This window comes from Streptomyces sp. NPDC101776 (assembly GCF_044766845.1).
Lineage (GTDB): Bacteria > Actinomycetota > Actinomycetes > Streptomycetales > Streptomycetaceae > Streptomyces.
In genome coordinates this window covers 302,442-326,359 of sequence record NZ_JBIWMV010000006.1, presented here as the reverse complement: position 1 = coordinate 326,359, position 23,918 = coordinate 302,442, and the positions used below count along the sequence as shown (strand labels likewise).

The following is a 23,918-nucleotide window of genomic DNA, read 5'->3' as shown; positions in this document are numbered from 1 at the left end:
CTCAATTAACAGAAGCCGTCAACTGTCGGGCCGGGAGGCGGGCACCCGACCGTGGCCCGAATGCGTGGATTACGCTCTGAGGCATGGCCGACGCACCGTACAAGCTGATCCTCCTCCGCCACGGCGAGAGCGAGTGGAACGCGAAGAACCTGTTCACCGGCTGGGTGGACGTCAACCTGAACGAGAAGGGCGAGAAGGAGGCAGTCCGCGGTGGCGAGCTCCTGAAGGACGCCGACCTCCTCCCCGACGTCGTTCACACGTCCCTCCAGAAGCGAGCGATCCGCACGGCGCAGCTCGCCCTCGAATCCGCGGACCGCCACTGGATCCCGGTCCACCGCAGCTGGCGCCTGAACGAGCGCCACTACGGTGCCCTCCAGGGCAAGGACAAGGCCCAGACCCTCGCGGAGTTCGGCGAGGAGCAGTTCATGCTCTGGCGCCGTTCCTACGACACCCCGCCGCCGCCCCTGTCCGACGACTCGGAGTTCTCGCAGTCCGCGGACCCGCGCTACTCCTCCATCCCGCCGGAGCTGCGCCCCCGCACGGAGTGCCTGAAGGACGTCGTCGTCCGCATGCTCCCGTACTGGTACGACGGCATCGTCCCCGACCTCCTCGCGGGCCGCACGGTCCTGGTCGCGGCCCACGGCAACAGCCTCCGCGCCCTCGTCAAGCACCTCGACGGCGTCTCCGACGCGGACATCGCGGGGCTGAACATCCCGACGGGGATCCCGCTGGCGTACGAACTGGACGCGTCCTTCAAGCCGGTGAAGGCCGGGGGGACGTATCTCGACCCTGATGCGGCCGCGGCTGCGATCGAGGCGGTCAAGAACCAGGGCAAGAAGAAGTAAGGCGAGACCGGTGAGACCCCGTCCTGCGAGTTCTTCGCGGGGCGGGGCTTTTTTGGTGGGGCGCGGCCGTGTCTGGGCCGGGCTGTCAGGCCTGGGTTGGCCTACGCGGCGGCCCTCTGTGGAGGGCCGATCCAGATGGGGAGCGCCGCGACCGCGCAGCCGATCAAGGGCCAGGCGCTGATTTTCACCAGGGCATCAAGGCGGCTCGAGGGTATGGACAGTCCGGCCGGTGCTCTTCCTGCCGCTCGCACAACTTCCAGCCCCGGCAAGGTGGTTGACGGGCCGGCGTCGGGTGATGAGCTACCACCCCTCCTCGGAGGGCCCGACGATTCGAGCGCCGACTCGCGCCGCCAGCCAGGCGGCACGCGCCTCGTGTCCGGGCCGCGCATGGATGAAGACGGTGTGCTCGGCCGCCCACTCCTCGCAGTGGATGTCGTGACTGTTGCACGCAACCTGCAACTCGGCGTACTTGTACTCCTCAGCCAGCCCAAGCTCGGCCACGGCCGGCCATTTCATGTCATGCCACAGGACGTAACACCTGGTGATCTCCGCCCAGGCCTTCAGTGCCTCAGCTGCCTGCGCAAACGCCGATACACCCAGGCTCGCGGTCGCGGGCAGGGTGGCTCGCCCCTGCCCGTACATCTCCACCGTCGCCCCAGGTAGATCGGCTGTCAGGCGCCTGAGCACGTCGTCATCAAGCGCCCAGGCCTCCAGATAGCAGCCGTCCGGCCTGTACCAGGACGCGACCGACAGCAACCTCTCCGCAAGCCTCCACGCCTCCGCCAGGTCAGTGGTCCGCAGCACCGGCCACGCACACGTGTTCCCCATGACGGCATCCTGCCAGGGCGATCTCTGGGTCCGCCGGGACATGGATCCAAGCCGAGGCAAGCGGGTCGGGCCATCCCTAGGCCGTCCGAGGTCGCTCGACAATGCCCAATGACAACCAACGACGACCACTTGGTGCGTGGGATCGTCCATGGACGTCAGGCTCGGGGCGCCCCTCCTGGACCCGCAGCTTCCCAAGCCGATGCTTTGACATCTACCCTCCCCGCATGGTCGGAATTGAGCTTCCGCAAACCTTGGTCGCTCTCCAACTCGGCGTGTACTCAGCTCGGTTGAGGGTGGTCGAGCATGTTCGTGCGTACGGACCGGTTGGTGACTGGAGCCCTGACGCCGACGCAGAGGGAGCCAGACTGCAACAGGCGATTGAAGCGAGTGAGGCTGTACTTCGGAGGACAATCGAGGAGAGCGGCCTGGAGCGGGAGCATGGCCGGCGCGCGGTTCGCCGGGCGCTCAGGGCGGCAGCCGCACCGCAGATGCCGGATCGGCCCGGAGCCATGCCCCTGCCGGATTCCTCGTGAGTGTCCGACTGCGTGACAACGCCGCGCCTGACCGCCTGGCGCACCCCAAAAGCAGTACGGCAGACAAGCACCGCGACTGACAATCTGGAGGCTTCGTGGAAGCAGCCGCTCTCGTAAGTCCGGTCCGGTTGTGGTCGGCGCGGGAGGTCTTGGCGCGTCCGAGCCCCGTCCCGGCGGTGGCGGGGGTCTACGGGTGGCACTTCGAGCAGTCGCCCCACCCGGACCTGGACGCCGGACGCCTGCTCTACGTCGGCATAGCCCCGCGGTACATGGCGAACCGGACCAGCACGCAGAACCTGCGTAAGCGGGTGCGCTATCACTACCGAGGCAATGCGGCCGTCTCGACCTTGCGGCTCACCCTCGGAACCCTGCTCGGACTTGAGCTGATCCGTGTGGGCAGCGGTAAGCGGATGACCTTCGGCAAGGTTGGCGAAGCCGCGCTGAGTCAGTGGATGGCGGACAACGCGCGAGTGTGCTGGGTCGAGCAGAACGAACCGTGGACCTTGGAGTCACAGCTCATCTCCCGACTCGACCTCCCGCTGAACCTCGACCAGAACAGCCACAATGCCTTCCACGGTCAGTTGAAGGGGCTGCGGGCCCAAGCGCGCCTGCGAGCCCGCGAGTTGCCCGTCAGTTCGTAGGCCGTCAGTTGGGCCAGCCCCCTGCCGCCCACAATTTCCTGGCCGGCAGGGGGCACGCCGCCCCACCTCACCCCGCCCCGGAAGTGAATCGGAAGCGGATCGGCTCTGGCGACGGAAGCGGCCCCGGCGGTGCCATGCGAGGTGTCCATCAGCCTCTGTGCGACAGGTGTGTGAAGTCGGCGCACTGTCGCGACCGTTGGAGCGCCTCATGAACGACCCCATGAACGACCCTGTGAACAACCCCATGAAGGACCTCGGACCACCGCCGTTCACCCCCGCCGTGCCGAACCCGCCGGTCTCCTACCGTGCCGGCGGGCTGATACCGCCCCCCGGAACCGCCCGTACCTGGGGGCTCGCCGTCATCGGGGTGCCCCTGCTGCTCGTCCTGCTCCTGGGGCTGGTCGACGGTTCGTTCTCGACCGGGGGTGGAGGCGGGGGAGGAAGCGCGCAGGCGCAGCCGTGGAACCCGCCGACGGCGTCGTACACGTACACGGGATCCGTCGCGGCGAGCCCCTACGGCGCCTCCGACCCGGTCACCACGCCCGACCCGGTCACCACTACCGCCCTGACCTCGACCGACGACGTCACCCCGACGGACCAGGCGACCCCGACAGGCACCGCCACCTCAACCGCCGCGGAGCCGGAAGCCGCCGTCGCCGCCTACTTCGCCGCGATCAACAACCATGACTACTCGACGGCTTGGGCCATGGGTGGCAAGAACCTGGGCGATCCCGACTACGACGCGTTCGTCGCGGGCTACGCCACCACCGCGCGCGACACCATCAGCCAGGTGTCCGTGCGGGGGAGCGTCGTGACACTGGTGCTCAACGCCCTTCAGACGGACGGCACTTCGCACTCGTACAACGCCGCCTACACCGTGCTCGACGGTGTGATCACCCACGGCACGGCAACCCCGATCGGCTGACCGACCCGCACGAGTGGAGCGCTGAACCATCGTGAGCACACAGGCACCGCACCGCTATCCGCCCGGTCCTCCGCCCGGAGCACCCCCGCAGGTCACCCGCGTGTACGCGCGGACCAAGGCCACCCGCCTGCTGTCGGCGGGCACTTACCTCGACCCCGGCTACCGCAAGGACGTCATCCGCGAACTGCTCAAGAAACGCTTCAGAGTTGTCGCGCCGTCGTACGGCTACGACGCCGTGTCGGTCCTCGCCCACGCCCTCGCCGCGCGCCGACTGCGCCGTATCCAATGGGGAGTCGGGGGCGGCTCGGCGGTCCTGCTGCTGATTCTGTTGAGCAACGGCGCGCTGGGGCCCTTCGTCGGCGCGCAGCTCCTGTTCTGGGTGCTGTGGGGCGCGGCCTACCTGCGTCGGATCGTCACCCTGCACATCCTGATGACCCGCCTGAAGGAGACCGGCCCCGCCGGCGGCTTCGACGGCGCCTACCCTGCCGGCGCCAAGCTCACCGACGCCCTGATCGGCAAGATCGACGCCGAGCAGGGCAGCCACGACGGCCTTGTCTTCTACGGCGGTTTCCGGCCCTTCGTCGGCGCCGGTCTGCCCCTGCGCGACTGGGCGAACGCCCAACTGCTGCTCGGCGCGCCCAAGAACCGCCTCGCCGCGCGCAGGGACTTCGACGTCAACGGGTCAGGATCCGGGGCCGACCTGGACAAGGTGGAGCGCAAGCCCGTCCTGCCGTTCACCGTCCACGGCATCACCTCGTACGTCGCCGCCCGGATGGACGCGGAACTGCGCGACGAGGCCCGCCGGGACGAACGGATCGAGGGGCTGACCGTCGAGCAGCGCCGCTACACGACGGCGATCCGCACCAAGGACCGTTCGCTGGGCGCCGGTTGGTCCAAGTTGCCCGGCATGGACGATCTGCCGGGCATCCACTGGCGGGAGGACTACGACGCGGCCCGCGAGTATCTGTGCGTGCGCGTCGGATCCTGGAACGAGGAGCTGGTGACCTCGATCTTCGTGGGGTTCGACCTCAAGGGCGACACCCTGCACACCGAGTTCTACACCTATGTACTCGGGCCGCTGGTAGGGGAGTTCCACCTCGTCGACCAACTGCCGGACTCGTTCGACCGCCGATTGGCGGTGCGGGTCGCGTGGGGCATGGTCAAGGCCGTGCCGCGCTGGTGCGTGACGCTGCCACTGTGGCCGCTGCGGGTGTGGCCGCTGCGGCTGTTCCCCGAGCGGTTCCTGCCGAGGCCGGTGCGCCGGCTGGTGCGGCTCTGGCGGGGCGGGCGGTCCACCATCGAGTTCACCGCGGCGAGCGCGACGGTCGACACCAGCGAGTTCCGGCTCGCCCGCTACGCGAACGAGGCGGTGGACTGCGGCGCGCTGACGAGCGTCCGGGAGATGGCCACCAGCGACACCTACCACCACTTCTTCCAGAAGACCGACGCCCTGAAGTACTCGCAGATCGTCGAGCGCCGACTGCTGCACGCCATCCGTCAGTTCCTGGAGGAGCACGACGTGGATCTCGCCGACCACGACCGCGCGCAGACCAACATCCTTGTCGGGGACAACTCCCAGGCGATCTTCGGCGGGCACAACGAGAACTTCGGTTACAACTACCAGGAGTCGGGCGCCGATTCGTCCGGCAGCGGAGGCGGGGATTCGTCATGAGCGAGAGCCATACGTTCGGAGACAACAACCAGGTCATCGTCGGCGGGAAGAACAAGGGCTTCGGCTACAACTACCATGCGGCGCCCGCGACTTCGGCCGCCGAACCGCAGACCTCCGACCAGACCTCCGGGCAGGCGCCGCCCGTTGGCCGCGACCGCGGCCGCAGTGTCTTCGTCGTGCACGGCCGGGACGAAGAGGTGCGGCAGGCGATGTTCGGGCTGCTGCGCCGGCTCGACCTACGGCCCCTGGAGTGGGAGGAGTTGGTGCGGGCCACCGGCAAGCCCTCGCCCTTCCTCGGCGAGGTGGTCATGAACGCACCGGCGCAGGCGCAGGCCGCCCTGGTCCTGCTCACCCCGGACGACGTCGCCAAGCTCCACCCGCATCTGCTCGGCAACCGCGAACGGGACGACGAGACCCAACTCACCGGCCAGCCGCGGCAGAACGTGCTGATCGAGCTGGGCATGGTGCTGATGGCCTACCCGGAGCGAACCGTCATCGTCGAGGTCGGCCGACTGCGGCATGTCGCCGACACCGCGGGCATCAACGTCATCCGGTTCGACGGCACGGAGGACTCCCTCGCGAAGATCGCCGCGCGGCTGAAACTGGCCGGCTGCCAACTCGACGACAGCCGGCCGGAATGGCGTGACGCCCGGTACTTCCAGAACCTCTCCGCATACCGTCGACTCGCCTGAACCTGAGGGAAATTGACGGAACTTGAGAGGAAGGAGGGCGGACGCCTGGCGTCCGCCCTCCTTCCTTTTCTCGCTTTCTCATACGTGGTCCAGTCCCGACGCGAGAACCCTCAAGAACGCCGCCACCTCCCGCATATCGATCCGCTCCAGATCGGCGGGCCGCACCACCACCCGCAACTCCCGGCAGACCGCGCCCTCCCGGGACCGGGCGACGAAGGACATCAGGATCAGCCGCAGCAGGCTGTCCTGGTCGAGGTGATCGAGCCGGGACAGCCCCGAACCGACCAACGGCATGGCCACCCGCTCCAGTTGGGCGTGCCGGTGCAGGGCGTCCCACAGCCGGCCGAGGCCGAGCCAGAGCTCCTCGACACTGGACGCGGCCACACAGTCGTTGCCGATACGGCTGTACGCGACCGCGAACACCAGCCGCGGCCGGGCGCCCAGGACGGCCACCGTGCCGACCGGATACCGGTCCAGTTTACCGAGCGGCTTGCGGTCCCGGTCCTCCCGGCCGACCGGTGTGATCCCGGCGAGCGCCGCGACCAGTTCCGCGTCAAGGCGCCGTACGTCATCGTCGTACCGTCGGAGCAGCAACTGCCCTTGCACGCTGGCCGCGTTGATGACCTCGCCGTCCGCCGACGCGGTGTCGAAGGTGTCGCAGAACCCGACGACGAGGTGCGCCGGCTGGTCGAACAGGTCGCCCGCCTCGACCACCACCGTCAGATCGGGCCGCCGGAACACCTGCTCCACCCTCGGCACCGGCCGCGCCTGGACCAGCCCCCACACCACGCACGCCACCACCGACACCACCGTGACCGTGCCGGGATCGGGAAAGCTCCGGGGGAAGAATTGCCCGACGAACTGAAGCACCGCCGATATTCCGCCGAACGCCACCATCGTGTTGCGGGCGAAAACCCTTCGGGCGCGGCCGGTGCCGTAGAGCCTCAAAAAGCGTAGAGGTACGCGTAGTTGGGCCACACGGTTTCTCCAAGGCCTCATGATAATCTTCTTGTCACTTCTCGGTGACACAGGGTGATACAGGGGCGCGGCGGGGGCGACGCGGGTGGCCGATGGACGAGTGCGTATTCAGGTCAAAGTGCTGGGGCCGGTCCAGCTCGACGTCGACGGGATCCCGGTCAGGCTGACGCCGCTGACCACCCGGCTGCTGGTCCGTCTGGTGGCCGCCGAGGGCGAGGCCGTTCCCGTGCGTCAACTGCGGCGTGACGTATGGGGGTTGGCGGACGGGCCGCGTCATCTGGACCAGCGCAATCGCAACGAGGTGCAGAAGCGCGTCCTGGAACTGCGGCGCGCGCTCGATCCCGGTCAGGACGGTACCGCCGCGCGGGTGCTGCGCACCGAGCAGCAGGTCACCGTGCACGGTCCGGAGACCGCCTATCGCCTGGTGCTGCGGGCCGAGGAACTGGACAGCGCACGGTTCACGGCGGTCGTCGGGAGCGCCCTGCTGGCCCCGCCCGCCACCGCCGCGCATGAGCTCGCCGAGGCGCTGGGGCTGATCCGCGGCCGGCCGCTGGCCGAGGTCAACGGCGAGACGTTCGCCGACCCGTTCATCCGTCGGCTCACCGCCCTGCTGGACTCCGCGCGCCGTGAACTGGTCCGTGTCCAGGCCGACTTGGGGCGTTCGGACCTCGCGCTGCCGGTCGCGGAGCTGATCGTCCGTGACCATCCCGACGACCTCGACGCGGCGCGCACCCTGGACACGCTGCGGGCAGCGCTGCGCGCCCGGCACGGTGCCGAACTGCTGCGCCACCGGGTGCCGTTGCCCGGTCAGCGGGCCGATGTCGTCCTCGTCCGCGGTGACTTGTTCGAGCAGACGGACTGCAATCTGGTGGTCGGCTTCACCGACACCTTCGACACGGAGACCGAGCAGGACATCGTCATCAGCCGTGACAGTGTGCAGAGTCAGCTGGTCGAGCGGCTCTTCGGCGGCCGACGCCGCCTGCTGGACGAGAAGTTGAAGGCGGGGCTGCGTACCGTGCGGGCCGTCGGCACGGAGAGCGCGCGGGCCAAGCCGCGTGGTCGGCGGGTGCGTTATCCGGTGGGTACGACGATTGCCGTGCCCGTCGACGGCCGGCGGATCTTCGCGGTCGCCTATTCGCGGCTCGGCAACGACCTGGTGGCCAGATCCGGTGACGAGGATCTTCGCGCCGGCCTGGACAACCTCTGGGCGTCGGTGGCCGTGCACGGCCTGTTCAGACCGGTCGCCGTCCCGCTCATCGGCTCCGGGCTCGCCCGGGTGACCGACCTCGACCGCAGCCAACTCGTGGGCCTGATCGTCGACTCGTTCATCGCCGCGTGCCGCCGCTACCCCGCGCTCACTCCCGAACTGCGCGTAGTGGTCCGCCCGGAGGACCTGGCCAGCACCGACCTGTCGCCGGTCGAGCGACGTTTCCACGAACTGGTACCGGACCTGGAGCCGGCACCCGGGCCGGGGCCCGACCGGGGTGAATGACCAGAGCGGGCAAGGGGGTTGAGACCGCCGACCCCGAGCCCGAGCCAGTGCCGGACCCCGAGTCCGTGCTGGTGCCGGTGCCGGTGCCTGATCGCGGGTCCGAGCCAGTGCCGGGGCCCGAGTCCGCGCCGGTGCCAGACCCAGAGTCAGAGCCAGACCCAGACCCAGAGCCAGACCCAGAGTCCGAGTCCGAGTCCGAGTCCGAGCCTGAGTCCGATCCTGAGCCGGACCCCGATCCCGAGCCGGTGCCGGACCCCGAGCCTGAGCCAGTCCCAGACCCCGAGCCTGAGTCCGAACTAGAGCCGGACCCCGAGCCGGTGCCAGTGCCCGCGTTGGTGCCAGGCTCCGAGCTAGAGCTAGAGCTAGAGCTAGAGTCCGAGCCGGTGCCAGACCCCGATCCCGATCCCGAGCCAGTCCCAGACCCCGAGCCGGTGCGAGCCCGAGACCCCGAGCCTGAGTCCGAGCCAGAGCCAGACCCCGAGCCGGTGCCGGTGCCCGAGTCCGAGCCCGTGTCAACCCCAGAGCCAGACCCCGACCCCGAGGTGAGACCGGGTGGCCCTCGGCGTCCATCCCCCGCTTCGACGGGTTCCTCCGCATCTACGGCTCCCCCACGCGGCATCGCCCACCGGTCACTGGCCCGCCACCGCCACCCGGCCTCACCGGGTCCCAGTGCACCGCCGTCGGCGCTTCCGCGGGTAGCCACCGCCCGCTTCCGATCCGATTCCGACGCCACCCGGGCCGTCGTACTCACGGCCTCGGGAGGTTCGGCGGCTGCCACTCCCTCAACTCGGCCCCCGCCCCCGCCTCCTGGAGCGCCGCCACCGCCGCCTCGGCAGCCGCCTCCAGCACCTCGCCGAGAACCACCGCGGGCACCTCCGTCACCAGCACCTCGCCGCGCCAGAGGCTGAGCCCGGTCAACCGCCGTACGACCTTGGCGACATCGAGCACCCGCGCACCGGGATCGGTGACCACCACGTCGTAGGCCATGTCGTCACAGACCAACTCGAAGTGCTCGGTGTGTTCGACGTGTTCGGAGTCGTCTGCTGCCACCGCCTCATCCTCCCAAGGCGACAACGAACCTTGGCAAGGAGCCCACCCCCTGTCACGATCAAGCCATGGTCGACTTTTCGACAGTCATGCGGCGTCTGGACCTCCTCCTCGACCTGATGGGGCCGCTGGTCGGTGTCATGGTGCTGTGGATCGGGGTCCAGACCCACCGCGAGGGGGGCTCCATCGGCTGGCCCGTCGTGGGAGCGGCGATACTGCTGGTCAACCTCTATGTGGCGGGACGGCGGTTCGTCCGGCATCGGAAATCGGCGTCGGTACCTACGTCCACACCCACGCCTGAATGACTCGAAGGGCGATGCCCGGTGATTTCTTGTCATTACGTAGATACGGGATGTGACCGGGCGAGAGGATGAACGTCCGGCGCAGTCCACACGCACTCTCGGGGGGAAGAGCACCCATGGCGAACCAGTACCCCGGCCCACCGCCGGAACAGCCGCCCGGACAGAACCCGTACACCGCGCCCTACACCGCGCCGCCCAGCGGTCCCTACGCCGAGGGCGCCTACGGCTATCCGCAGGCCGCACCGCAGCCGCAGCAGCCGTATCCGCAGAGCCAGCCCCAAATCCCTTACGGCGCACCGATGTTGACCCTCGGGGACATCGCGGTCAACGGTGACACCATCGTCAGTCCGGCCGGGCCGATGCCGCTCAGGGGGGCCGTGTGGACGGCGACCGACATGTCGCGTACCGAGGAGCGGATCCCGCCGCACGCGATCGTGCTCGCGGTCGTCTTCTTTCTGCTCTGCTTCGTCGGGCTGCTGTTCCTTCTGATGAAGGAGCGCGTCACCACCGGGTTCGTACAGGTCAGCGTCAACAGCGGTGGCCGGCACCACTCCACGATGATCCCGGTGCAGTCGCGCGAGCAGGTCGTGTACGTGCTGAACCAGGTCACGTACGCCCAGTCGATCAGCATGTGAGGACACGCGGACCGTGGTCACGCGGACAGTGGACACGAGGACGGCCCGGGTGCGTGAGCAGCACCCGGGCCGTCCTCTGCGTACCGCGTCAGCGGGACCTCAGCGCCGCCAACTCGCCTTCGCCAGCGCCGGAACGAAGCGCAGCGCGTCCACCGTGCCCACGCCCGTCGCCATGTCGTAGCCGTTGACCGCGGTGTAACCGGTCACGCCCGCATACGTGTTGTTCGTGCCGTCGTTCACATCCACGATGCCGTTGCCCTTGGCGCCGTGCTGCGCGAGCGCGTACAGCGCCGAGTTGATGTTGCCGACCCGGTGCCCCGCCGCCTGGTCCGCGAGGGCGATGATGCCCGAGAAGAGCGGGCTGGCCTCGCTCGTGCCGCCGTAGACGTCCCAGCCGATCGCCGTCGGGTCGAAGCTGGAGTACGTCCACGCGCCGCCGTTGACCGCGGCGGCCATCGACACGTCGGGGGTGGCGCGCTGGGTGCCGACGACGCTCTTCACGCCGTTCTGGAAGGACGGGCGGGCGAACACGTGGGACTGGCCGCCGCCGCCCGCGCCGTAGTCGTTGTAGACGCTGTCCGGTGTGACCCGGTCGCCCTTGTCGTTCAGGTGGAGCTGCGTGCCGCCGATCGACGTGACCAACGGGTCCGAAGAAGGCCAGGAGTTGACGGGCTTGTCGTAGAAGGCCGAGCCGTCCGCGTTGTAGTCGGTGGCGCCGCCGTCGCCGGAGGCGGCGAGGACGGTCACGTTCTTGCGGTTGGCGTCCTCGAAGGCGTAGCGCAGCTTCTTGATGCTGGAGAAGTCGCCCTGGTCGAAGCCGGGGAAGGTGTTCTCCGTGGCGCCGAAGCTCTGCGTGATGACGTCGCCGACACCGTGGTCGATCAGGTGCTTCTCGGCGTCCATCATCTCCGGCAGACCGGTCACGCCCTCGGTCTCGGCGACCGCCGTCTCCACCAGCACGATCTTCGCGTCGGGCGCGACCGCGTGGGCCATCTCGACGTCCAGCGTGGTCTCGCCGGCCCACCCGGTCATGTCCGCGTTCGTCGGGTCGAAGACCGGGACCTTGCCCCACTTGACGACACTCACCTTGGAGCTGTGGATGCCGAACTGCTTGCTGTAGACGTCGAGATCGTGCTGGATCGTCGGCGACCCGAACGAGTCGACGATGACGATCGTCCGCCCCTTGCCGGTAATGCCCTTCCGGTAAAGGGAGTTGAGGTCGTACGCGGTGCGGTACTGGAGCGGGCCGTAGCACGCGATCTGCCACTTGGCCTCGCACTGCTCGCTGGTGAGCGGGCTGGGCACGTCGCGCGCGAGGGTGTGTCCGGTGATGGCCGGGATCGCCTTCGTCTGCGGTACGGCGGCGGGCGCGGCGCTGCTGAGGCCGGCCAGCGGCGCGGTCGCCAGCGCGGCGGCCGCGAGGGCGGCGGTGGCGGCCGTAGAAGCCGCTATGGCACGTCTGTTGTGGGCTGTGCGCATGAATCCCCCCTGGGTGATCGCGAGTTGCACGCAATGGTCTGCGTGCATCTCACCCAGTGAGACATGCACAGGACAAGACAGTTGAAGGGTCGATGCCGAACCCTTTGCCCAAACAGCACTCAATGCACGAACGGACCTGACGATCGGCCCTCTTGACTCAGGCGGCGGACCCGGCGAGGCGTTGGAACGCCTCCGTGGTGCGGGGGTGCGCGATCTCGTCCAGCACGTGCCGCCACTCGGGGTCGCCCGCGGCGGGGTGCGCCAGGTCCCACGCGGCCAGCAGCGGCGCGAGGGTGTTCTCGCCGGGGACCGCGGTGGAGCCCGCGTTCGTGAACTGCGTTGATTCCATGGGACGTTCCTTCCGGACGAGGGCCCCGGCGGGACCGGCTTCCTTCTACGATGCCTTCGCGCACCTCGAGGAACCATGGAGCGCCCCACCCGGTCGGGGGTGGGGCTGGCTGGTGGTCAGATCGAGTAGGGCACCGCGTGCACCTCGTCCGCCCGGTGCCCCGCGCGTTCGTGGACGCGCTGGACCGCCTCGGGCGACGGCGCCTCCGACAGGCAGTAGACGGTTCCGCTCTCCGGGTCCGCCCAGGCCCGCTCGAAGTGGACGCCCTCGTCCCGCTCCACGGCGAGATCCGCCTTGTGGGCCGCCATCAACTCGTCGGCGGTGATGCCCTTCATTCCGTGGTGTACGTCCATGTACTGAGCCATGACCGCGCACCTCCTTCCGTTCCTTCCCTTCCTTCCATGCTGCGCCCGTACGGCGCTCGCGGCGACCGAGCACGACGAAGGGGCCCCGGTGCCGTGAAGCATCCGGAGCCCCTTCGTCGTGGTCAGAGGCTCTGCGCGTCGGTCAGCCGCACTGGCACGGGTTGCCGGACTGGCACCCGCACCCGCAGCCCGAGCCGCAGCCGCAGGCGCCGAAGAGCGGGAGGCTCTTGATCTCGGCGGGCTGCTGCGTCTCGCGCTCCTGCGTCGGGTCCGGCGTCGTGGCGGGGGATTCGGCCATGGGTCCTCCTAGAGGCTGGTGCCTGTGCCCATTGGATGCCCGTTCCGCTGGGCGCATCAACGGCGCATTGGGGCTTCCCCCGCAAGCCCCCGGCCCGGACCCCCCGGCCGCCCCGGGAGGGCTACGCCCCCTCGGCCCCCGTCACCGGCTGGATGTCCGGCTGGAGCTCGTCCGCGTGCTCACCCGTCACCAGGAACACGACGCGCTTGGCGACCGACACCGCGTGGTCGGCGAACCGCTCGTAGTAGCGGCCGAGCAGCGTCACGTCGACCGCGGTCTCGATGCCGTGCTTCCACTTGTCGTCCAGCAGGTGCTGGAAGAGCGTGCGGTGCAGCAGGTCCATCGCGTCGTCGTCCTGCTCCAGCTGGAGCGCCAGGTCGACGTCCTTCGTGATGATGACCTCGGCCGCCTTGGCCATCAGGCGCTGGGCGAGCTGGCCCATCTCCAGGATGGTCGCGTGCAGGTCGTGCGGCACGGCGCGGTCCGGGAAGCGCAGCCGGGCGAGCTTCGCCACGTGCTGGGCGAGGTCGCCGGAGCGCTCCAGGTCGGCCGACATGCGCAGCGACGTGACGACGATGCGCAGGTCCGTCGCCACCGGCTGCTGCCGGGCCAGCAGGGCTATGGCCCGTGCTTCCAGGTCGTGCTGGAGGTCGTCGACCTTCTTGTCGGCCTCGATGACGCTCTCGGCCAGCTTCAGGTCGGAGTCCAGGATCGCCGTCGTGGCGCGTCCGATCGCGGACCCGGTCAGCCGGGCCATCTCCACCAGACCGTCACCGATCGAGTCAAGTTCCTCGTGGTACGCGTCCCGCATCAGGGTTCCCTCTCCTACGTTCGCTTCGGGGGCTCAGGGGCCCCGGGCCCGTCAGACTGTGACTAAAAACCGGCCCTTCCACCCCACGCTCCCACGTTCCCGCTCCTACGCGACGGTTTCCGCCACCCCAAATGAACCAATACTGGCTCCAAGGTGAACTCTGGGCGACGAGTGTTCGAGGTCGCACTCCGATGGCTGTGGCCAGGAGGTATCCCATGCCTAACCTGGGGGCATGGACGTGAACGCGGCGGTCGCCGCAGCGGCAGCGATCGCCGGGGTGCTCACCGGTGTCATCGCCATGCTGGCGTTCCGCTGGAGCGAACGCGACCAGAAGCGACCGACCAGGACCTCCCTGCATACGGACCCGGTGCTTCCGCCGGGTGTGGACACCGTGCTCTCGGTGCTCCGCTCCTCGGCCGTCGTCCTCGACGAGGCGGACGCCGTGGTCAAGGCCAGCTCGGCGGCGTACGCCCTCGGACTGGTCCGCGGCGGGAAACTCTCCGTCGACCCGATGCTCCAAATGGCCCGGGACACCCGGCGCGACGGCGAGATACGCCAGGTCGAGCTGGATCTGCCCCGGCGCGGCACCGGCCGCGGGGAGGCCCTCGCGGTCTCCGCCCGGGTGGCGCCGCTCGGCTCCAGGCTCGTCCTGCTCCTCGTGGAGGACCTCACCGAGGCCCGCCGTATCGAGGCCGTACGACGTGACTTCGTGGCGAACGTCAGCCACGAACTGAAGACCCCGGTCGGCGCGCTCTCCCTCCTCTCGGAGGCGGTCATGGACGCCTCCGACGATCCTGAGGCGGTGGAGCGTTTCGCCGGCCGGATGCAGATCGAGGCCACCCGCCTGACCAATCTCGTGCAGGAGCTCATCGACCTGTCGCGGGTCCAGAACGACGACCCCCTCGAAGACGCCGAACCCGTCCGCGTCGACGAACTCGTCGCCGAGGCCATCGACCGCTGCCGGCACCAGGCCGGCACCAAGCAGATCACCATGGCCGCCGGCGGCACCGCCGACCTGCATGTCTACGGGAACCGGGGCCAGCTGGCCGCCGCCCTCGGAAACCTGGTCGAGAACGCCGTCAACTACTCGCCCGCCCGTACCCGCGTCGGAATAGCCGCCCGCCGGGTCAGCGCGGGCGGCGGCGACCACATCGAGGTCGCCGTCACCGACCAGGGCATCGGCATCTCCGAGAAGGACAAGGAGCGCGTGTTCGAGCGCTTCTACCGTGTCGACCCGGCCCGCTCGCGGGCCACCGGCGGTACGGGTCTCGGACTGGCGATCGTCAAGCACGTGGCCGCCTCGCACGGCGGGGAGGTCACGGTGTGGAGCTCCGAGGGACAGGGCTCCACGTTCACCCTGAGGCTGCCGGAGGCGGGTGCGGCCCGCGACCGTGCCCACCAGCACCCCGACCTCGACGACGAGGTCGAGGGGTCCCCTGAACCATCCCCGTACGAACCGCTTCCCGCCCCGGAGGTCCTTCCGTGACCCGAGTGCTCGTCGTCGAGGACGAGGAGTCCTTCTCCGACGCCCTGTCGTACATGCTCCGCAAAGAGGGCTTCGAGGTCGCCATCGCGACCACCGGGCCCGACGGGCTCGACGAGTTCGAGCGCAACGGCGCCGATCTCGTCCTGCTCGACCTGATGCTGCCGGGGCTGCCCGGCACGGAGGTCTGCCGCCAGCTGCGCGGCCGCTCCAACGTCCCCGTCATCATGGTGACCGCCAAGGACAGCGAGATCGACAAGGTCGTAGGCCTGGAAATAGGAGCCGATGACTACGTCACCAAGCCCTTCTCGTCCCGCGAACTGGTCGCCCGTATCCGGGCCGTCCTGCGCCGCCGCGGCGAGCCCGAGGAGGTCACCCCGGCCGCCCTCGAGGCAGGTCCGGTCCGCATGGACGTGGATCGCCACGTGGTCACGGTCTCCGGCTCCAAGGTCGACCTGCCCCTCAAGGAGTTCGACCTGCTGGAGATGCTCCTGCGCAACGCGGGCCGCGTACTGACCCGCATGCAGCTCATCGACAGAGTCTGGGGCGCCGACTACGTGGGCGACACCAAGACCCTGGACGTCCACGTCAAGCGCCTCCGCGCCAAGATCGAGCCGGACCCGGGCGCGCCCAGGTATCTGGTGACGGTGCGTGGCCTCGGCTACAAGTTCGAGCCGTAGACCGCGAGCACGCTTTTACCGGCGCTACGACGATGGGCGGGACCTCTGTGTGAGGTCCCGCCCATCGTCGTAGCCGTACGACTGCTGGGTGCTCAGCCGGTGGTGGTGGCCGACTCCGTGGCCGTCGCGCTCGCGGAGGACGAGTCGGTCGGGGTGGCCGAGGTGCTCTTGCCCGGCTTCGGCGAGGTGGAGGTGGTCGCGGAGGCGCCCGGGGCGGCCGTGGGGATCGCGGTCGGGCCCCACTTGGTGAAGTAGCTGTCGGCCGGGACGACGAACGCGCTCAGGCCCACCCCGCCGGTCGTGCTGAGGGTGAAGGTGACCTTCTGGGCGTTGCCGTCCTGGAGGCTGTCGCCGGGGGTGGCCAGCGCCGCGGAGGCGTTGCCCTGGCCGCCCAGGATCAGCGAGCCGCCGGCCGGGACGACCAGCTTGCCCTTGCCCTTCGCGGGGGTGAGCGTGGCGCTGCCGGCGCCGTCGACGCTGACGGAGTCCAGGGTCTGGTTCGTGGTGCCGGTGTTGAACAGGGTCGCGGAGATCACCGCCGGGCCCGCGCCCTCGGTGCCGGACCCGGTGAGGGGCTGGGTGATGACGAGCGCGTTCTGCACCTTGATGACGCCGACGGTGGCGGCCGCGTTGTCCGGCTTGACCCCCAGCGTCTGTGCGTCGTTGCCGGCACCGCACGCGGCGAGCGAGGCGATCGAGAACGCGATGGCGGCGGCGGCGAGGGTGCCGCGTCGAAGGCTGCTGCTCACGGCGGCGGCTACTCCTTGAACGTGGGCGGAGCAGGGCGACTCCCGAATAAAGCCGCCCTAAGTGTCTGTCAGCGGCCTTAGGTTACCGAGCCGTTCCCGCACCACCGCACCCGACCCTCCCCCAACCTCACCTGTCTTCGTTCGGGCCGGGCGTACCCGCCTCCCACAAGTGACTCACCGGTCACTTGCGCCCGCTACTCGTCCGGCATTCACATAAGCAGCTCAGGCGTCTGTCGGCGGATTTTCCGTGAAGAATGCACGGCACCTCGGGAAATGGATCAACGACATCTCGGCGGGCCTCGGTGATCAATTCCGGATTCGCCTCGTACCGGGCTCCGGCCACCGAACGGAGTAGCGGAAGTCGGGCACTTGGAACCAGACATTTGGGGACGTTCGACCGCTCGGGGGCGCCTCCGGATGTGTGTAACGTACGCGTTTCACCTCGCCCGGAGAGCTGCTCCGACCTGCGAATACCCTCTTCCGCTCGGCCTCCGCAGCACGTTCCTGTTGCTGTTGTCAAGCCCCGAGATATGCCCTGACCTGCGAAAACGCCATTCAGAACCCGCAGTTTCCGTGTTACCCTGGATAGCCACGGAAGGGGTACCTGTCACATGACGTTCAAGGTTGGCGACACCGTGGTCTATCCCCATCACGGGGCCGCGCTGATCGAGGCTATCGAAACTCGCCAGATCAAAGGCGTGGACAAGACCTACTTGGTGCTGAAGGTCGCTCAGGGTGACCTGACGGTGCGTGTGCCAGCGGACAATGCGGAGTTCGTCGGCGTACGTGATGTGGTCGGTCAGGACGGGCTGGACCGGGTCTTCGAGGTGCTGCGCGCTCCGTATGCCGAGGAGCCCACGAACTGGTCGCGTCGTTACAAGGCAAATCTCGAGAAGCTCGCCTCCGGCGATGTCATCAAGGTCGCGGAAGTCGTCCGTGACCTGTGGCGTCGTGAGCGCGAGCGCGGACTGTCCGCAGGTGAGAAGCGCATGCTCGCCAAGGCTCGCCAGATCCTGGTGAGTGAGCTCGCGCTCGCGGAGAACACGAACGAGGACAAGGCCGAGGCCTTGCTCGACGAGGTTCTCGCGTCCTGACGCAGGCGACTGGTACGCCCTGCTCAGCACACTGAAATGCCGTGGTGCCCGATGACAGTCCCCCTGTCGCCGGGCGCTTCGGCATGTCCAGGGGAATTTTCCGACCCCACCGAACGCCGGAGAGACATCCCCCGATAATGGTGTGCCGGGCCCGGGCAGCAGGCTCGACCGGTGTCACGGAAGGGTCCGGTCAAGGCGTCGCGCCCGGCACTCCTGAGGCCATACCCACGTAGGTCGAGCACACAAACCTGACAGGAACCGATGTCTGACGATTCGCGCTCTTCGCAGGCGCAGTCCTCCGTCGCCGCCGTGATCCCGGCCGCCGGACGGGGCGTACGCCTCGGCCCGGGCGCCCCCAAAGCGCTACGCGCGCTGAACGGCACCCCCATGCTCATCCACGCGATCCGCGCACTCGCCGCGTCCCGCGCGGTCTCCCTGGTCGTCGTCGTGGCCCCGCCCGACGGCGCCGCCGAGGTCAAGACCCTCCTCGACGCGCACGCGCTGCCCGAGCGCACCGACTTCCTGGTCGTCCCCGGCGGCGACTCCCGCCAGGAGTCCGTGAAGCTCGGCCTGGACGCGCTGCCCCCCGGCCACGACATCGTCCTGGTCCACGACGCGGCCCGCCCGCTCGTCCCGGTCGACACGGTCGACGCGGTCATCGAGGCCGTACGGGACGGAGCCCCCGCCGTCGTACCGGCCCTGCCGCTGGCCGACACCGTCAAGGAAGTCGAGCCGGCCGCGCACCCCGGCGACCCGGAACCGGTGGTCGCCACCCCCGAGCGGGCCCGCCTGCGCGCCGTACAGACCCCGCAGGGCTTCGACCGCGCCACGCTCGTCCGCGCCCACGAGACGGTCACCGACAACGTCACCGACGACGCGAGCATGGTCGAGCAGCTGGGCCTGACGGTCGTGGTCGTCCCCGGCCACGAGGAGGCCTTCAAGGTGACCCGCCCCCTGGACCTCGTCCTCGCGGAGGCGGTCCTGGCCCGCAGGAGGCTGAACGATGGCTTCTGAGCCGTTCATGGTGCTTCCCCAGGTCGGCATCGGTACCGACATCCACGCCTTCGAGGAGGGCCGCGAGCTGTGGTGCGCGGGCCTCAAGTGGGAGGGCGAGGGCCCTGGCCTGGCCGGCCACTCCGACGCGGACGTCGTCGCCCACGCGGCCTGCAACGCCCTGTTCTCCGCAGCGGGCCTCGGCGACCTGGGCCAGCACTTCGGCACGGGCCGCCCCGAGTGGTCGGGCGCGTCCGGCGTCACCTTGCTGACAGAGGCGGCCCGCATCGTCCGCGAGGCGGGCTTCACCATCGGCAACGTGGCCGTACAGGTGATCGGCCCCCGCCCGAAGATCGGCAAACGGAGAGACGAGGCCCAGAAGCTCCTGTCGGAGGCGGCGGGAGCGCCGGTGTCGGTGTCGGGCGCGACGACGGACGGTTTGGGCTTCCCGGGGAGGGAAGAGGGTCTGATGGCAGTGGCAACAGCCCTGGTGGTGAAACGCACCTAGCTGGTCCGGCCTTCTTTTAGGGGCGCGGGGAACTGCGCGACCAGCCCCCACCGACCCGCACCCGAAAACGGCCAATCCACAGGAAGGCACCGGGCACCCCTTACCGCCCACTACCCTTGTACCGTGACCATTCGTCTGTACGACACCAGCGCCCGGCAGATTCGTGACTTCACCCCGCTCACCGCGGGCTGTGTCTCGATCTACCTGTGTGGTGCCACCGTGCAGGCCGCTCCCCACATCGGCCACATCCGCTCGGGTCTGAACTTCGACATCCTCCGCCGCTGGTTCGAATACCGCGGCTACGACGTCACGTTCATCCGCAACGTCACCGACATCGACGACAAGATCATCGCCAAGTCCCGTGACCAGGGCCGCCCTTGGTGGTCCATCGGCTACGAGAACGAGCGCGCGTTCAACGACGGCTACCAGGCACTCGGCTGCCTCCCGCCGACGTACGAACCGCGGGCGACCGGCCACGTCCCCGAGATGATCGAGATGATGCGCGGGCTGATCGAGCGCGGTCACGCGTACGAGGCCGACGGCAGCGTCTACTTCGACGTGCGGTCCTACCCGGACTATCTCCAGCTGTCCAACCAGGACATCGACGACCTGCGCCAGCCCTCCGAGGATGGCATCACCGGGAAACGGGACCCGCGCGACTTCGCGATGTGGAAGGCGACCAAGCCGGGCGAGCCCGACTGGGAGACCCCGTGGGGCCGCGGCCGCCCCGGCTGGCACCTGGAGTGCTCGGCGATGGCGCACAAGTACCTGGGCCCCGCCTTCGACATCCACGGCGGCGGCCTCGACCTGATCTTCCCGCACCACGAGAACGAGATCGCCCAGGCGAAGGCCTACGGCGACGACTTCGCGCAGTACTGGCTGCACAACGCCTGGGTGACCATCGCCGGCGAGAAGATGGCCAAATCGCTGGGCAACAGCGTCCTCGTCTCCGAGATGGTCAAGCAGTGGCGGCCCATCGTCCTGCGCTACTACCTCGGCACCCCGCACTACCGCTCGATGATCGAGTACAGCGAGGAGGCCCTGCGCGAGGCCGAGTCCGCGTTCGCGCGGATCGAGGGCTTCGTGCAGCGAGTCACCGAAAAGGCAGGGAAGGCCGGGGGAGTCGTCGAGCCCGCGGCCGAGGTGCCGCCCGCGTTCGCCGAGGCCATGGACGACGACCTGGGCGTGCCGCAGGCGCTCGCCGTCGTGCACACCACGGTCCGGCAGGGCAACAGCGCGCTGGCCGCCGACGACAAGGAAGCCGCCGTGGCCCGCCTCGCCGAGGTGCGCGCCATGCTCGGCGTCCTCGGCCTGGACCCGCTGAACCCGCAGTGGGCCGGCGAGACCGACCGCGGCGAAGACCTGCACGGCGTCGTCGACACCCTGGTCCGCATGGTCCTCGACCAGCGCGAGGCCGCCCGGGGCCGTAAGGACTGGGGCACCGCGGACGCCATCCGCGACCAGCTCAACCAGTCGGGCCTGGTCATCGAGGACGGTCCGCAGGGCCCGCGCTGGACCCTCGGCCCACGCTGAACCCACCCCGGTCAACGAAGATCGACTGTGCCGCCCGGCCCTCCGGGCGGCACACTGCATAGACGCACAGTGCACAGACGTACGTCCACGAGCTTTTGATACGACTCTGAACAGACAGGTAGGTCATGGCAGCCAACAACCGCCGCATGTCCGGCAAGAAGGGCGCGCAGGTCGGCAGTGGCGGCCAGCGGCGCAGGGGCCTCGAAGGCAAGGGCCCCACCCCGCCCGCCGAGGCGCGCAAGGGCCACAAGAAGAACCGTGTCGCCAACGCCAAGGCCAAGCAGGTCCAGCGCCGCCCGGCCGCGCGCGGGCGTGGCGGCAAGGGCACGTCCGAGATGGTCGTCGGCCGCAACCCGGTCGTGGAGGCGCTGCGCGAGGGCGTCCCGGCGGTCACGCTCTACGTCCAGCAGTTCATCGACAACGACGAGCGGGTGCGCGAGGCGCTCCAGCTCGTCGCCGAGCGCGGTGGCATCCACCTCATGGAGGCCCCGCGCCCCGAGCTGGACCGCATGACGAACGGCCTCAACCACCAGGGCCTGGTCCTCCAGGTCCCGGCATACGAATACGCGCACGCCGAGGACCTCGCCAACGCGGCCTACGACAAGGGTGAGGACCCGCTGATCGTCGCCCTCGACGGGGTGACCGACCCGCGCAACCTCGGCGCGATCGTCCGCTCCGTCGCCGCGTTCGGCGGCCACGGCGTGCTCGTCCCCGAGCGGCGCGCGGCCGGCATGACCGCCGGTGCGTGGAAGTCGTCGGCCGGTACGGCGGCCCGTACGCCCGTCGCCCGCGCGACGAACCTGACGCGCGCGCTGGAGGCGTACAAGAAGGCGGGTCTCGCGATCGTCGGTCTCGCGGCCGACGGTGAGCACGAGGTCGGTGAACTCGCCGCGCTGGAAGGCCCGGTGGTCATCGTCGTCGGCAGCGAGGGCAAGGGCCTGTCCCGACTCGTGGGCGAGACCTGCGACTTCAGGGTCCGCATCCCGATGCCGGGCGGCGCGGAGTCCCTCAACGCCGGTGTGGCGGCCGGGGTCGTGCTCTACGAGGCGGCGCGCAAGCGTTCCTGAACGGGCGTTCGGCACCGTCCCCCACTCGGGGCAATCTGGGCGCCGGGCACCCGCTTGACGCGGTCCGGACACTTCCGGCGAGTCAAAGCAGTGTCCTAAACACACGTCACTCGGTTAGATGAGTGTGGACACCAGAACACCCCGCACACCCACGGGGGACGGCCCGTCGGGCTTCGACGACGCTCCCGCGCTGAGCATGGTGAAGGTGCCGAGCGATCCGGCGCAGATCATCGTCAATCATGCGAGCTTCCGCGTGCAGTTGGGCGCCTCGTCGCGTCCCCCGTCGCCGCGGATCGCACGGCACCTGAGCGCCACCGATGCCCCCGGCCGGATCCCCGCCGCCACCGGCGCGCGCCGCCGGCCCGTCGTCTGGAGCGGCAAGTCCGCCCCGGACGACACCGGCGCCCACCGGCTGCTCCAGGCCGTGCGCGGCACGGGCGTCCGGCACGGCGAGGAACCGGGCGGCGACGCCGGAGCCACCCAGGTCATCCCCCGTATCGACAGCGGGGGTTACGACGGCGACCTGACCGCGCAGACCATCGAGACCCCGGTCGTCGGTGCCCAGCGCGGCGGCGATCACGACACCGGCGAGACCCGACTCCTGCCGCCCATGCGGACGGTGGGCAGCGCCTACGACGAACCCGCCTACGGCAAGCCGGAGTTCGAGGACTTCGACGAGGCGGAACGCGCCCGCCGCACCAGGCGAAACCCCAACGAGCCCGTACGGCACGCCTATTACCCGGGCCGCCGGATGAACCTCGGGGTCGTCCTCCTCCCGCTCCGCATCTTCCTCGGCTTCATCTCCATCTACGCCGGCATGGGCAAGCTGTGCGACCCCGTCTACTTCGACGGCGGCAAGCGCGGCTCGATGGTGAAGTGGCTCAACACCCTGCACCCGTGGGAAGTTGCCGAGCCACTACGGCAGTTCGCGCTCCAGCACCCGGTCGGCTCCGGGCTCGTCATCGCCTTCGCCCAGGTCATCGTGGGCGTCCTCACGATCCTGGGCCTGTGGCAGCGGGTCGCCGCGGTCTTCGGCGCGCTGCTCTCGGCGGCCCTGATCGTCACGGTCAGCTGGAAGACCGTCCCGGCCTACGACGCGCCCGACATCATCTATCTCGCCGCCTGGTCCCCGCTGATCATCGCGGGCGCCCCGGTCTACTCCGTCGACGGCCGCCTCGCGGGCAGCGCCTGGCGCCGCCTCGGACCGCGCGCGGACATCTGGGAGCTGCGCCGCTACGTCCTGCGCCGCGGCGCCCTCGTCACGGCCGTTGCAGTCGGACTCACCCTGCTCGTCGGCTCGTTGCTCGGCGGCGCGGTCCGCGACTCCAGCCGTGTGGTCGTCCCCGGCCCCGGCGAGGCCCCGCGCAACGAACTGCCGGGCGCCCCGCTCCCCGGAGAGCCGACCAAGAGCCACAGCAGCACCCCCAAGGCCTCCAAGTCGCCGTCCAGGCCCGCGACTTCGGCCAAGCCCTCCGGGGCCGCGACGACCCCGGGCGCGACCCGCTCCTCCTCCACCGGTACGGCCACCAGCGGCGCCCCCAGCCAGACCCAGGGCACCGCGGGCCGCACCCAGCCCCAGCAGTCCTCCCCGGCCGGCCAGGCCCCCAGCACCACCTCCGGCCCCACGTCCGGCGGCGGCACCAGCGGCGGCACCGGCTCCAACGGCGGCTCCAGCACCGGGGGTTCATCCTCCTCCGGCCAGCCGGGCCTGGTGGGCGGCCTGTTGGGGTAACTGGGCCGGTGGGCGGCTTGTTGAAGCAGTCGCCGTCCACCGGCTGATTCCGGGAAAGAAAACTGAGGCGGGGGGGGGGGGCGGGGGGGGGGGGCGCCCCCGGGGGGGGGGGGGGGGGGGGGGGGGCGGGGCGCCCCCCCCCCCCCCCCCCCCACCCCCCCCCCCCCCCCCCCCCCCACGAAGGGGC

Annotated in this window: 25 protein-coding genes; 16 read left to right on the top strand and 9 right to left on the bottom strand. The window is 69.7% G+C overall.

Translation table 11 applies throughout. The features are described from left to right. Positions 1-83 precede the first annotated feature (83 nt). Entirely contained in the window at positions 84-845 is a 762-nt protein-coding gene (locus ACIRRY_RS22150) for a phosphoglyceromutase (protein WP_403975271.1), read from the top strand. 300 nt (positions 846-1,145) lie between these two features. Here ACIRRY_RS22150 and ACIRRY_RS22145 read toward each other — a convergent pair whose 3' ends face one another. Beyond that, entirely contained in the window at positions 1,146-1,673 is a 528-nt protein-coding gene (locus ACIRRY_RS22145) for a hypothetical protein (RefSeq protein WP_403975268.1), read from the bottom strand. Between the two features lie 682 nt (positions 1,674-2,355). On the opposite strand from ACIRRY_RS22145, the gene ACIRRY_RS22140 reads away from it, so the two are divergent. From ACIRRY_RS22140 to ACIRRY_RS22125, 4 genes are all read left to right on the top strand, one after another. After that, complete coding sequence (locus ACIRRY_RS22140; RefSeq protein ID WP_403975266.1) at positions 2,356-2,847, top strand: GIY-YIG nuclease family protein; 492 nt, start codon at positions 2,356-2,358, stop codon at positions 2,845-2,847. Positions 2,848-3,055: 208 nt separating this feature from the next. Next, positions 3,056-3,772, top strand: coding sequence for a hypothetical protein (locus ACIRRY_RS22135; RefSeq protein WP_403975264.1), 717 nt, complete (start codon positions 3,056-3,058; stop codon positions 3,770-3,772). Positions 3,773-3,803: 31 nt separating this feature from the next. After that, positions 3,804-5,444: a hypothetical protein gene (locus ACIRRY_RS22130; protein ID WP_403975262.1), complete on the top strand. Its 1,641-nt coding sequence runs from the start codon at positions 3,804-3,806 to the stop codon at positions 5,442-5,444. Beyond that, positions 5,441-6,136: a TIR domain-containing protein gene (locus tag ACIRRY_RS22125; protein ID WP_403975260.1), complete on the top strand. Its 696-nt coding sequence runs from the start codon at positions 5,441-5,443 to the stop codon at positions 6,134-6,136. Before ACIRRY_RS22130 ends, ACIRRY_RS22125 begins: the two co-directional genes overlap by 4 nt. Before the next feature lie 78 nt (positions 6,137-6,214). On the opposite strand, the gene ACIRRY_RS22120 is transcribed toward ACIRRY_RS22125, so the two are convergent. Continuing rightward, positions 6,215-7,006 carry a macro domain-containing protein gene (locus tag ACIRRY_RS22120; RefSeq protein ID WP_403975257.1) on the bottom strand — a complete coding sequence of 264 codons (792 nt, stop codon included), beginning with the start codon at positions 7,004-7,006 and terminating at the stop codon, positions 6,215-6,217. Between the two features lie 208 nt (positions 7,007-7,214). Between ACIRRY_RS22120 and ACIRRY_RS22115 the strand changes: the two genes are divergently transcribed. After that, the gene (locus tag ACIRRY_RS22115) at positions 7,215-8,606 is read left to right on the top strand and encodes a macro domain-containing protein (RefSeq protein WP_403975254.1); all 1,392 of its coding nucleotides are present in this window, start codon (positions 7,215-7,217) and stop codon (positions 8,604-8,606) included. Positions 8,607-9,353: 747 nt separating this feature from the next. Here the strand turns inward: ACIRRY_RS22115 and ACIRRY_RS22110 are convergent. Beyond that, positions 9,354-9,656, bottom strand: a complete 303-nt coding sequence (locus tag ACIRRY_RS22110) for a ribosomal protein L7/L12 (RefSeq protein ID WP_403975252.1) — start codon at positions 9,654-9,656, stop codon at positions 9,354-9,356. A 65-nt stretch (positions 9,657-9,721) separates the two neighbouring features. Here ACIRRY_RS22110 and ACIRRY_RS22105 point away from each other — a divergent pair, with 65 nt between their 5' ends. Both ACIRRY_RS22105 and ACIRRY_RS22100 read left to right on the top strand, forming a co-directional pair. After that, positions 9,722-9,958: a hypothetical protein gene (locus ACIRRY_RS22105; RefSeq protein ID WP_403975249.1), complete on the top strand. Its 237-nt coding sequence runs from the start codon at positions 9,722-9,724 to the stop codon at positions 9,956-9,958. Between the two features lie 113 nt (positions 9,959-10,071). Next, positions 10,072-10,590: a hypothetical protein gene (locus tag ACIRRY_RS22100; RefSeq protein ID WP_403975247.1), complete on the top strand. Its 519-nt coding sequence runs from the start codon at positions 10,072-10,074 to the stop codon at positions 10,588-10,590. 99 nt (positions 10,591-10,689) lie between these two features. On the opposite strand, the gene ACIRRY_RS22095 is transcribed toward ACIRRY_RS22100, so the two are convergent. From ACIRRY_RS22095 to phoU, 5 genes are all read right to left on the bottom strand, one after another. After that, entirely contained in the window at positions 10,690-12,069 is a 1,380-nt protein-coding gene (locus tag ACIRRY_RS22095) for a S8 family serine peptidase (protein WP_403975244.1), read from the bottom strand. A gap of 157 nt (positions 12,070-12,226) precedes the next feature. Then, a complete protein-coding gene (locus ACIRRY_RS22090) occupies positions 12,227-12,418 on the bottom strand; it encodes a hypothetical protein (protein ID WP_403975242.1) in 192 nt (63 codons plus the stop codon). 116 nt (positions 12,419-12,534) lie between these two features. Further along, positions 12,535-12,783: an SCO4226 family nickel-binding protein gene (locus ACIRRY_RS22085; RefSeq protein WP_200677255.1), complete on the bottom strand. Its 249-nt coding sequence runs from the start codon at positions 12,781-12,783 to the stop codon at positions 12,535-12,537. A gap of 142 nt (positions 12,784-12,925) precedes the next feature. Further along, positions 12,926-13,081 carry a hypothetical protein gene (locus ACIRRY_RS22080; RefSeq protein WP_019062518.1) on the bottom strand — a complete coding sequence of 52 codons (156 nt, stop codon included), beginning with the start codon at positions 13,079-13,081 and terminating at the stop codon, positions 12,926-12,928. Positions 13,082-13,202: 121 nt separating this feature from the next. Next, positions 13,203-13,892, bottom strand: coding sequence for a phosphate signaling complex protein PhoU (gene phoU / locus ACIRRY_RS22075; RefSeq protein WP_019062517.1), 690 nt, complete (start codon positions 13,890-13,892; stop codon positions 13,203-13,205). Positions 13,893-14,124: 232 nt separating this feature from the next. On the opposite strand from phoU, the gene ACIRRY_RS22070 reads away from it, so the two are divergent. Beyond that, positions 14,125-15,378, top strand: coding sequence for a cell wall metabolism sensor histidine kinase WalK (locus ACIRRY_RS22070; protein WP_033281263.1), 1,254 nt, complete (start codon positions 14,125-14,127; stop codon positions 15,376-15,378). After that, positions 15,375-16,055 carry a response regulator transcription factor gene (locus ACIRRY_RS22065; RefSeq protein WP_009340348.1) on the top strand — a complete coding sequence of 227 codons (681 nt, stop codon included), beginning with the start codon at positions 15,375-15,377 and terminating at the stop codon, positions 16,053-16,055. The genes ACIRRY_RS22070 and ACIRRY_RS22065 overlap by 4 nt, the downstream gene beginning before the upstream one ends. Positions 16,056-16,147: 92 nt before the next feature. On the opposite strand, the gene ACIRRY_RS22060 is transcribed toward ACIRRY_RS22065, so the two are convergent. After that, positions 16,148-16,804, bottom strand: a complete 657-nt coding sequence (locus ACIRRY_RS22060; protein ID WP_403975238.1) for a DUF461 domain-containing protein — start codon at positions 16,802-16,804, stop codon at positions 16,148-16,150. A gap of 611 nt (positions 16,805-17,415) precedes the next feature. Here ACIRRY_RS22060 and ACIRRY_RS22055 point away from each other — a divergent pair. From ACIRRY_RS22055 to ACIRRY_RS22030, 6 genes are all read left to right on the top strand, one after another. Further along, the gene (locus ACIRRY_RS22055; RefSeq protein WP_003953493.1) at positions 17,416-17,898 is read left to right on the top strand and encodes a CarD family transcriptional regulator; all 483 of its coding nucleotides are present in this window, start codon (positions 17,416-17,418) and stop codon (positions 17,896-17,898) included. A 261-nt stretch (positions 17,899-18,159) separates the two neighbouring features. Next, a complete protein-coding gene (gene ispD / locus ACIRRY_RS22050) occupies positions 18,160-18,912 on the top strand; it encodes a 2-C-methyl-D-erythritol 4-phosphate cytidylyltransferase (RefSeq protein WP_403975236.1) in 753 nt (250 codons plus the stop codon). After that, on the top strand, positions 18,902-19,399 hold the full coding sequence (gene ispF / locus ACIRRY_RS22045; protein ID WP_403975234.1) for a 2-C-methyl-D-erythritol 2,4-cyclodiphosphate synthase: 498 nt from the start codon (positions 18,902-18,904) through the stop codon (positions 19,397-19,399). The genes ispD and ispF overlap by 11 nt, the downstream gene beginning before the upstream one ends. A gap of 123 nt (positions 19,400-19,522) precedes the next feature. After that, positions 19,523-20,932 (top strand): cysteine--tRNA ligase, encoded by a 1,410-nt coding sequence (gene cysS, locus ACIRRY_RS22040; RefSeq protein ID WP_403975232.1) that lies wholly within the window; start codon positions 19,523-19,525, stop codon positions 20,930-20,932. A 125-nt stretch (positions 20,933-21,057) separates the two neighbouring features. Next, positions 21,058-21,999 (top strand): 23S rRNA (guanosine(2251)-2'-O)-methyltransferase RlmB, encoded by a 942-nt coding sequence (gene rlmB, locus ACIRRY_RS22035; protein WP_403975229.1) that lies wholly within the window; start codon positions 21,058-21,060, stop codon positions 21,997-21,999. Between the two features lie 118 nt (positions 22,000-22,117). Continuing rightward, positions 22,118-23,731 (top strand): DoxX family membrane protein, encoded by a 1,614-nt coding sequence (locus ACIRRY_RS22030; RefSeq protein ID WP_403975226.1) that lies wholly within the window; start codon positions 22,118-22,120, stop codon positions 23,729-23,731. Positions 23,732-23,918 lie beyond the last annotated feature (187 nt).

What these genes read in the sequence shown, in the direction of transcription:
- ACIRRY_RS22125 (WP_403975260.1), top strand. Translation starts at nt 5,441, where the DNA reads ATGAGCGAGAGCCATACGTTCGGAGACAACAACCAGGTCATCGTCGGC.
- ACIRRY_RS22095 (WP_403975244.1), bottom strand. Translation starts at nt 12,069, where the DNA reads ATGCGCACAGCCCACAACAGACGTGCCATAGCGGCTTCTACGGCCGCC.
- ACIRRY_RS22145 (WP_403975268.1), bottom strand. Translation starts at nt 1,673, where the DNA reads ATGGGGAACACGTGTGCGTGGCCGGTGCTGCGGACCACTGACCTGGCG.
- ACIRRY_RS22055 (WP_003953493.1), top strand. Translation starts at nt 17,416, where the DNA reads ATGACGTTCAAGGTTGGCGACACCGTGGTCTATCCCCATCACGGGGCC.
- ACIRRY_RS22150 (WP_403975271.1), top strand. Translation starts at nt 84, where the DNA reads ATGGCCGACGCACCGTACAAGCTGATCCTCCTCCGCCACGGCGAGAGC.
- ACIRRY_RS22030 (WP_403975226.1), top strand. Translation starts at nt 22,118, where the DNA reads ATGAGTGTGGACACCAGAACACCCCGCACACCCACGGGGGACGGCCCG.
- rlmB (WP_403975229.1), top strand. Translation starts at nt 21,058, where the DNA reads ATGGCAGCCAACAACCGCCGCATGTCCGGCAAGAAGGGCGCGCAGGTC.
- ACIRRY_RS22100 (WP_403975247.1), top strand. Translation starts at nt 10,072, where the DNA reads ATGGCGAACCAGTACCCCGGCCCACCGCCGGAACAGCCGCCCGGACAG.
- ispF (WP_403975234.1), top strand. Translation starts at nt 18,902, where the DNA reads ATGGCTTCTGAGCCGTTCATGGTGCTTCCCCAGGTCGGCATCGGTACC.
- ACIRRY_RS22085 (WP_200677255.1), bottom strand. Translation starts at nt 12,783, where the DNA reads ATGGCTCAGTACATGGACGTACACCACGGAATGAAGGGCATCACCGCC.
- ACIRRY_RS22070 (WP_033281263.1), top strand. Translation starts at nt 14,125, where the DNA reads ATGGACGTGAACGCGGCGGTCGCCGCAGCGGCAGCGATCGCCGGGGTG.
- ACIRRY_RS22105 (WP_403975249.1), top strand. Translation starts at nt 9,722, where the DNA reads ATGGTCGACTTTTCGACAGTCATGCGGCGTCTGGACCTCCTCCTCGAC.
- phoU (WP_019062517.1), bottom strand. Translation starts at nt 13,892, where the DNA reads ATGCGGGACGCGTACCACGAGGAACTTGACTCGATCGGTGACGGTCTG.
- ispD (WP_403975236.1), top strand. Translation starts at nt 18,160, where the DNA reads ATGTCTGACGATTCGCGCTCTTCGCAGGCGCAGTCCTCCGTCGCCGCC.
- ACIRRY_RS22135 (WP_403975264.1), top strand. Translation starts at nt 3,056, where the DNA reads ATGAACGACCCCATGAACGACCCTGTGAACAACCCCATGAAGGACCTC.
- ACIRRY_RS22080 (WP_019062518.1), bottom strand. Translation starts at nt 13,081, where the DNA reads ATGGCCGAATCCCCCGCCACGACGCCGGACCCGACGCAGGAGCGCGAG.
- ACIRRY_RS22090 (WP_403975242.1), bottom strand. Translation starts at nt 12,418, where the DNA reads ATGGAATCAACGCAGTTCACGAACGCGGGCTCCACCGCGGTCCCCGGC.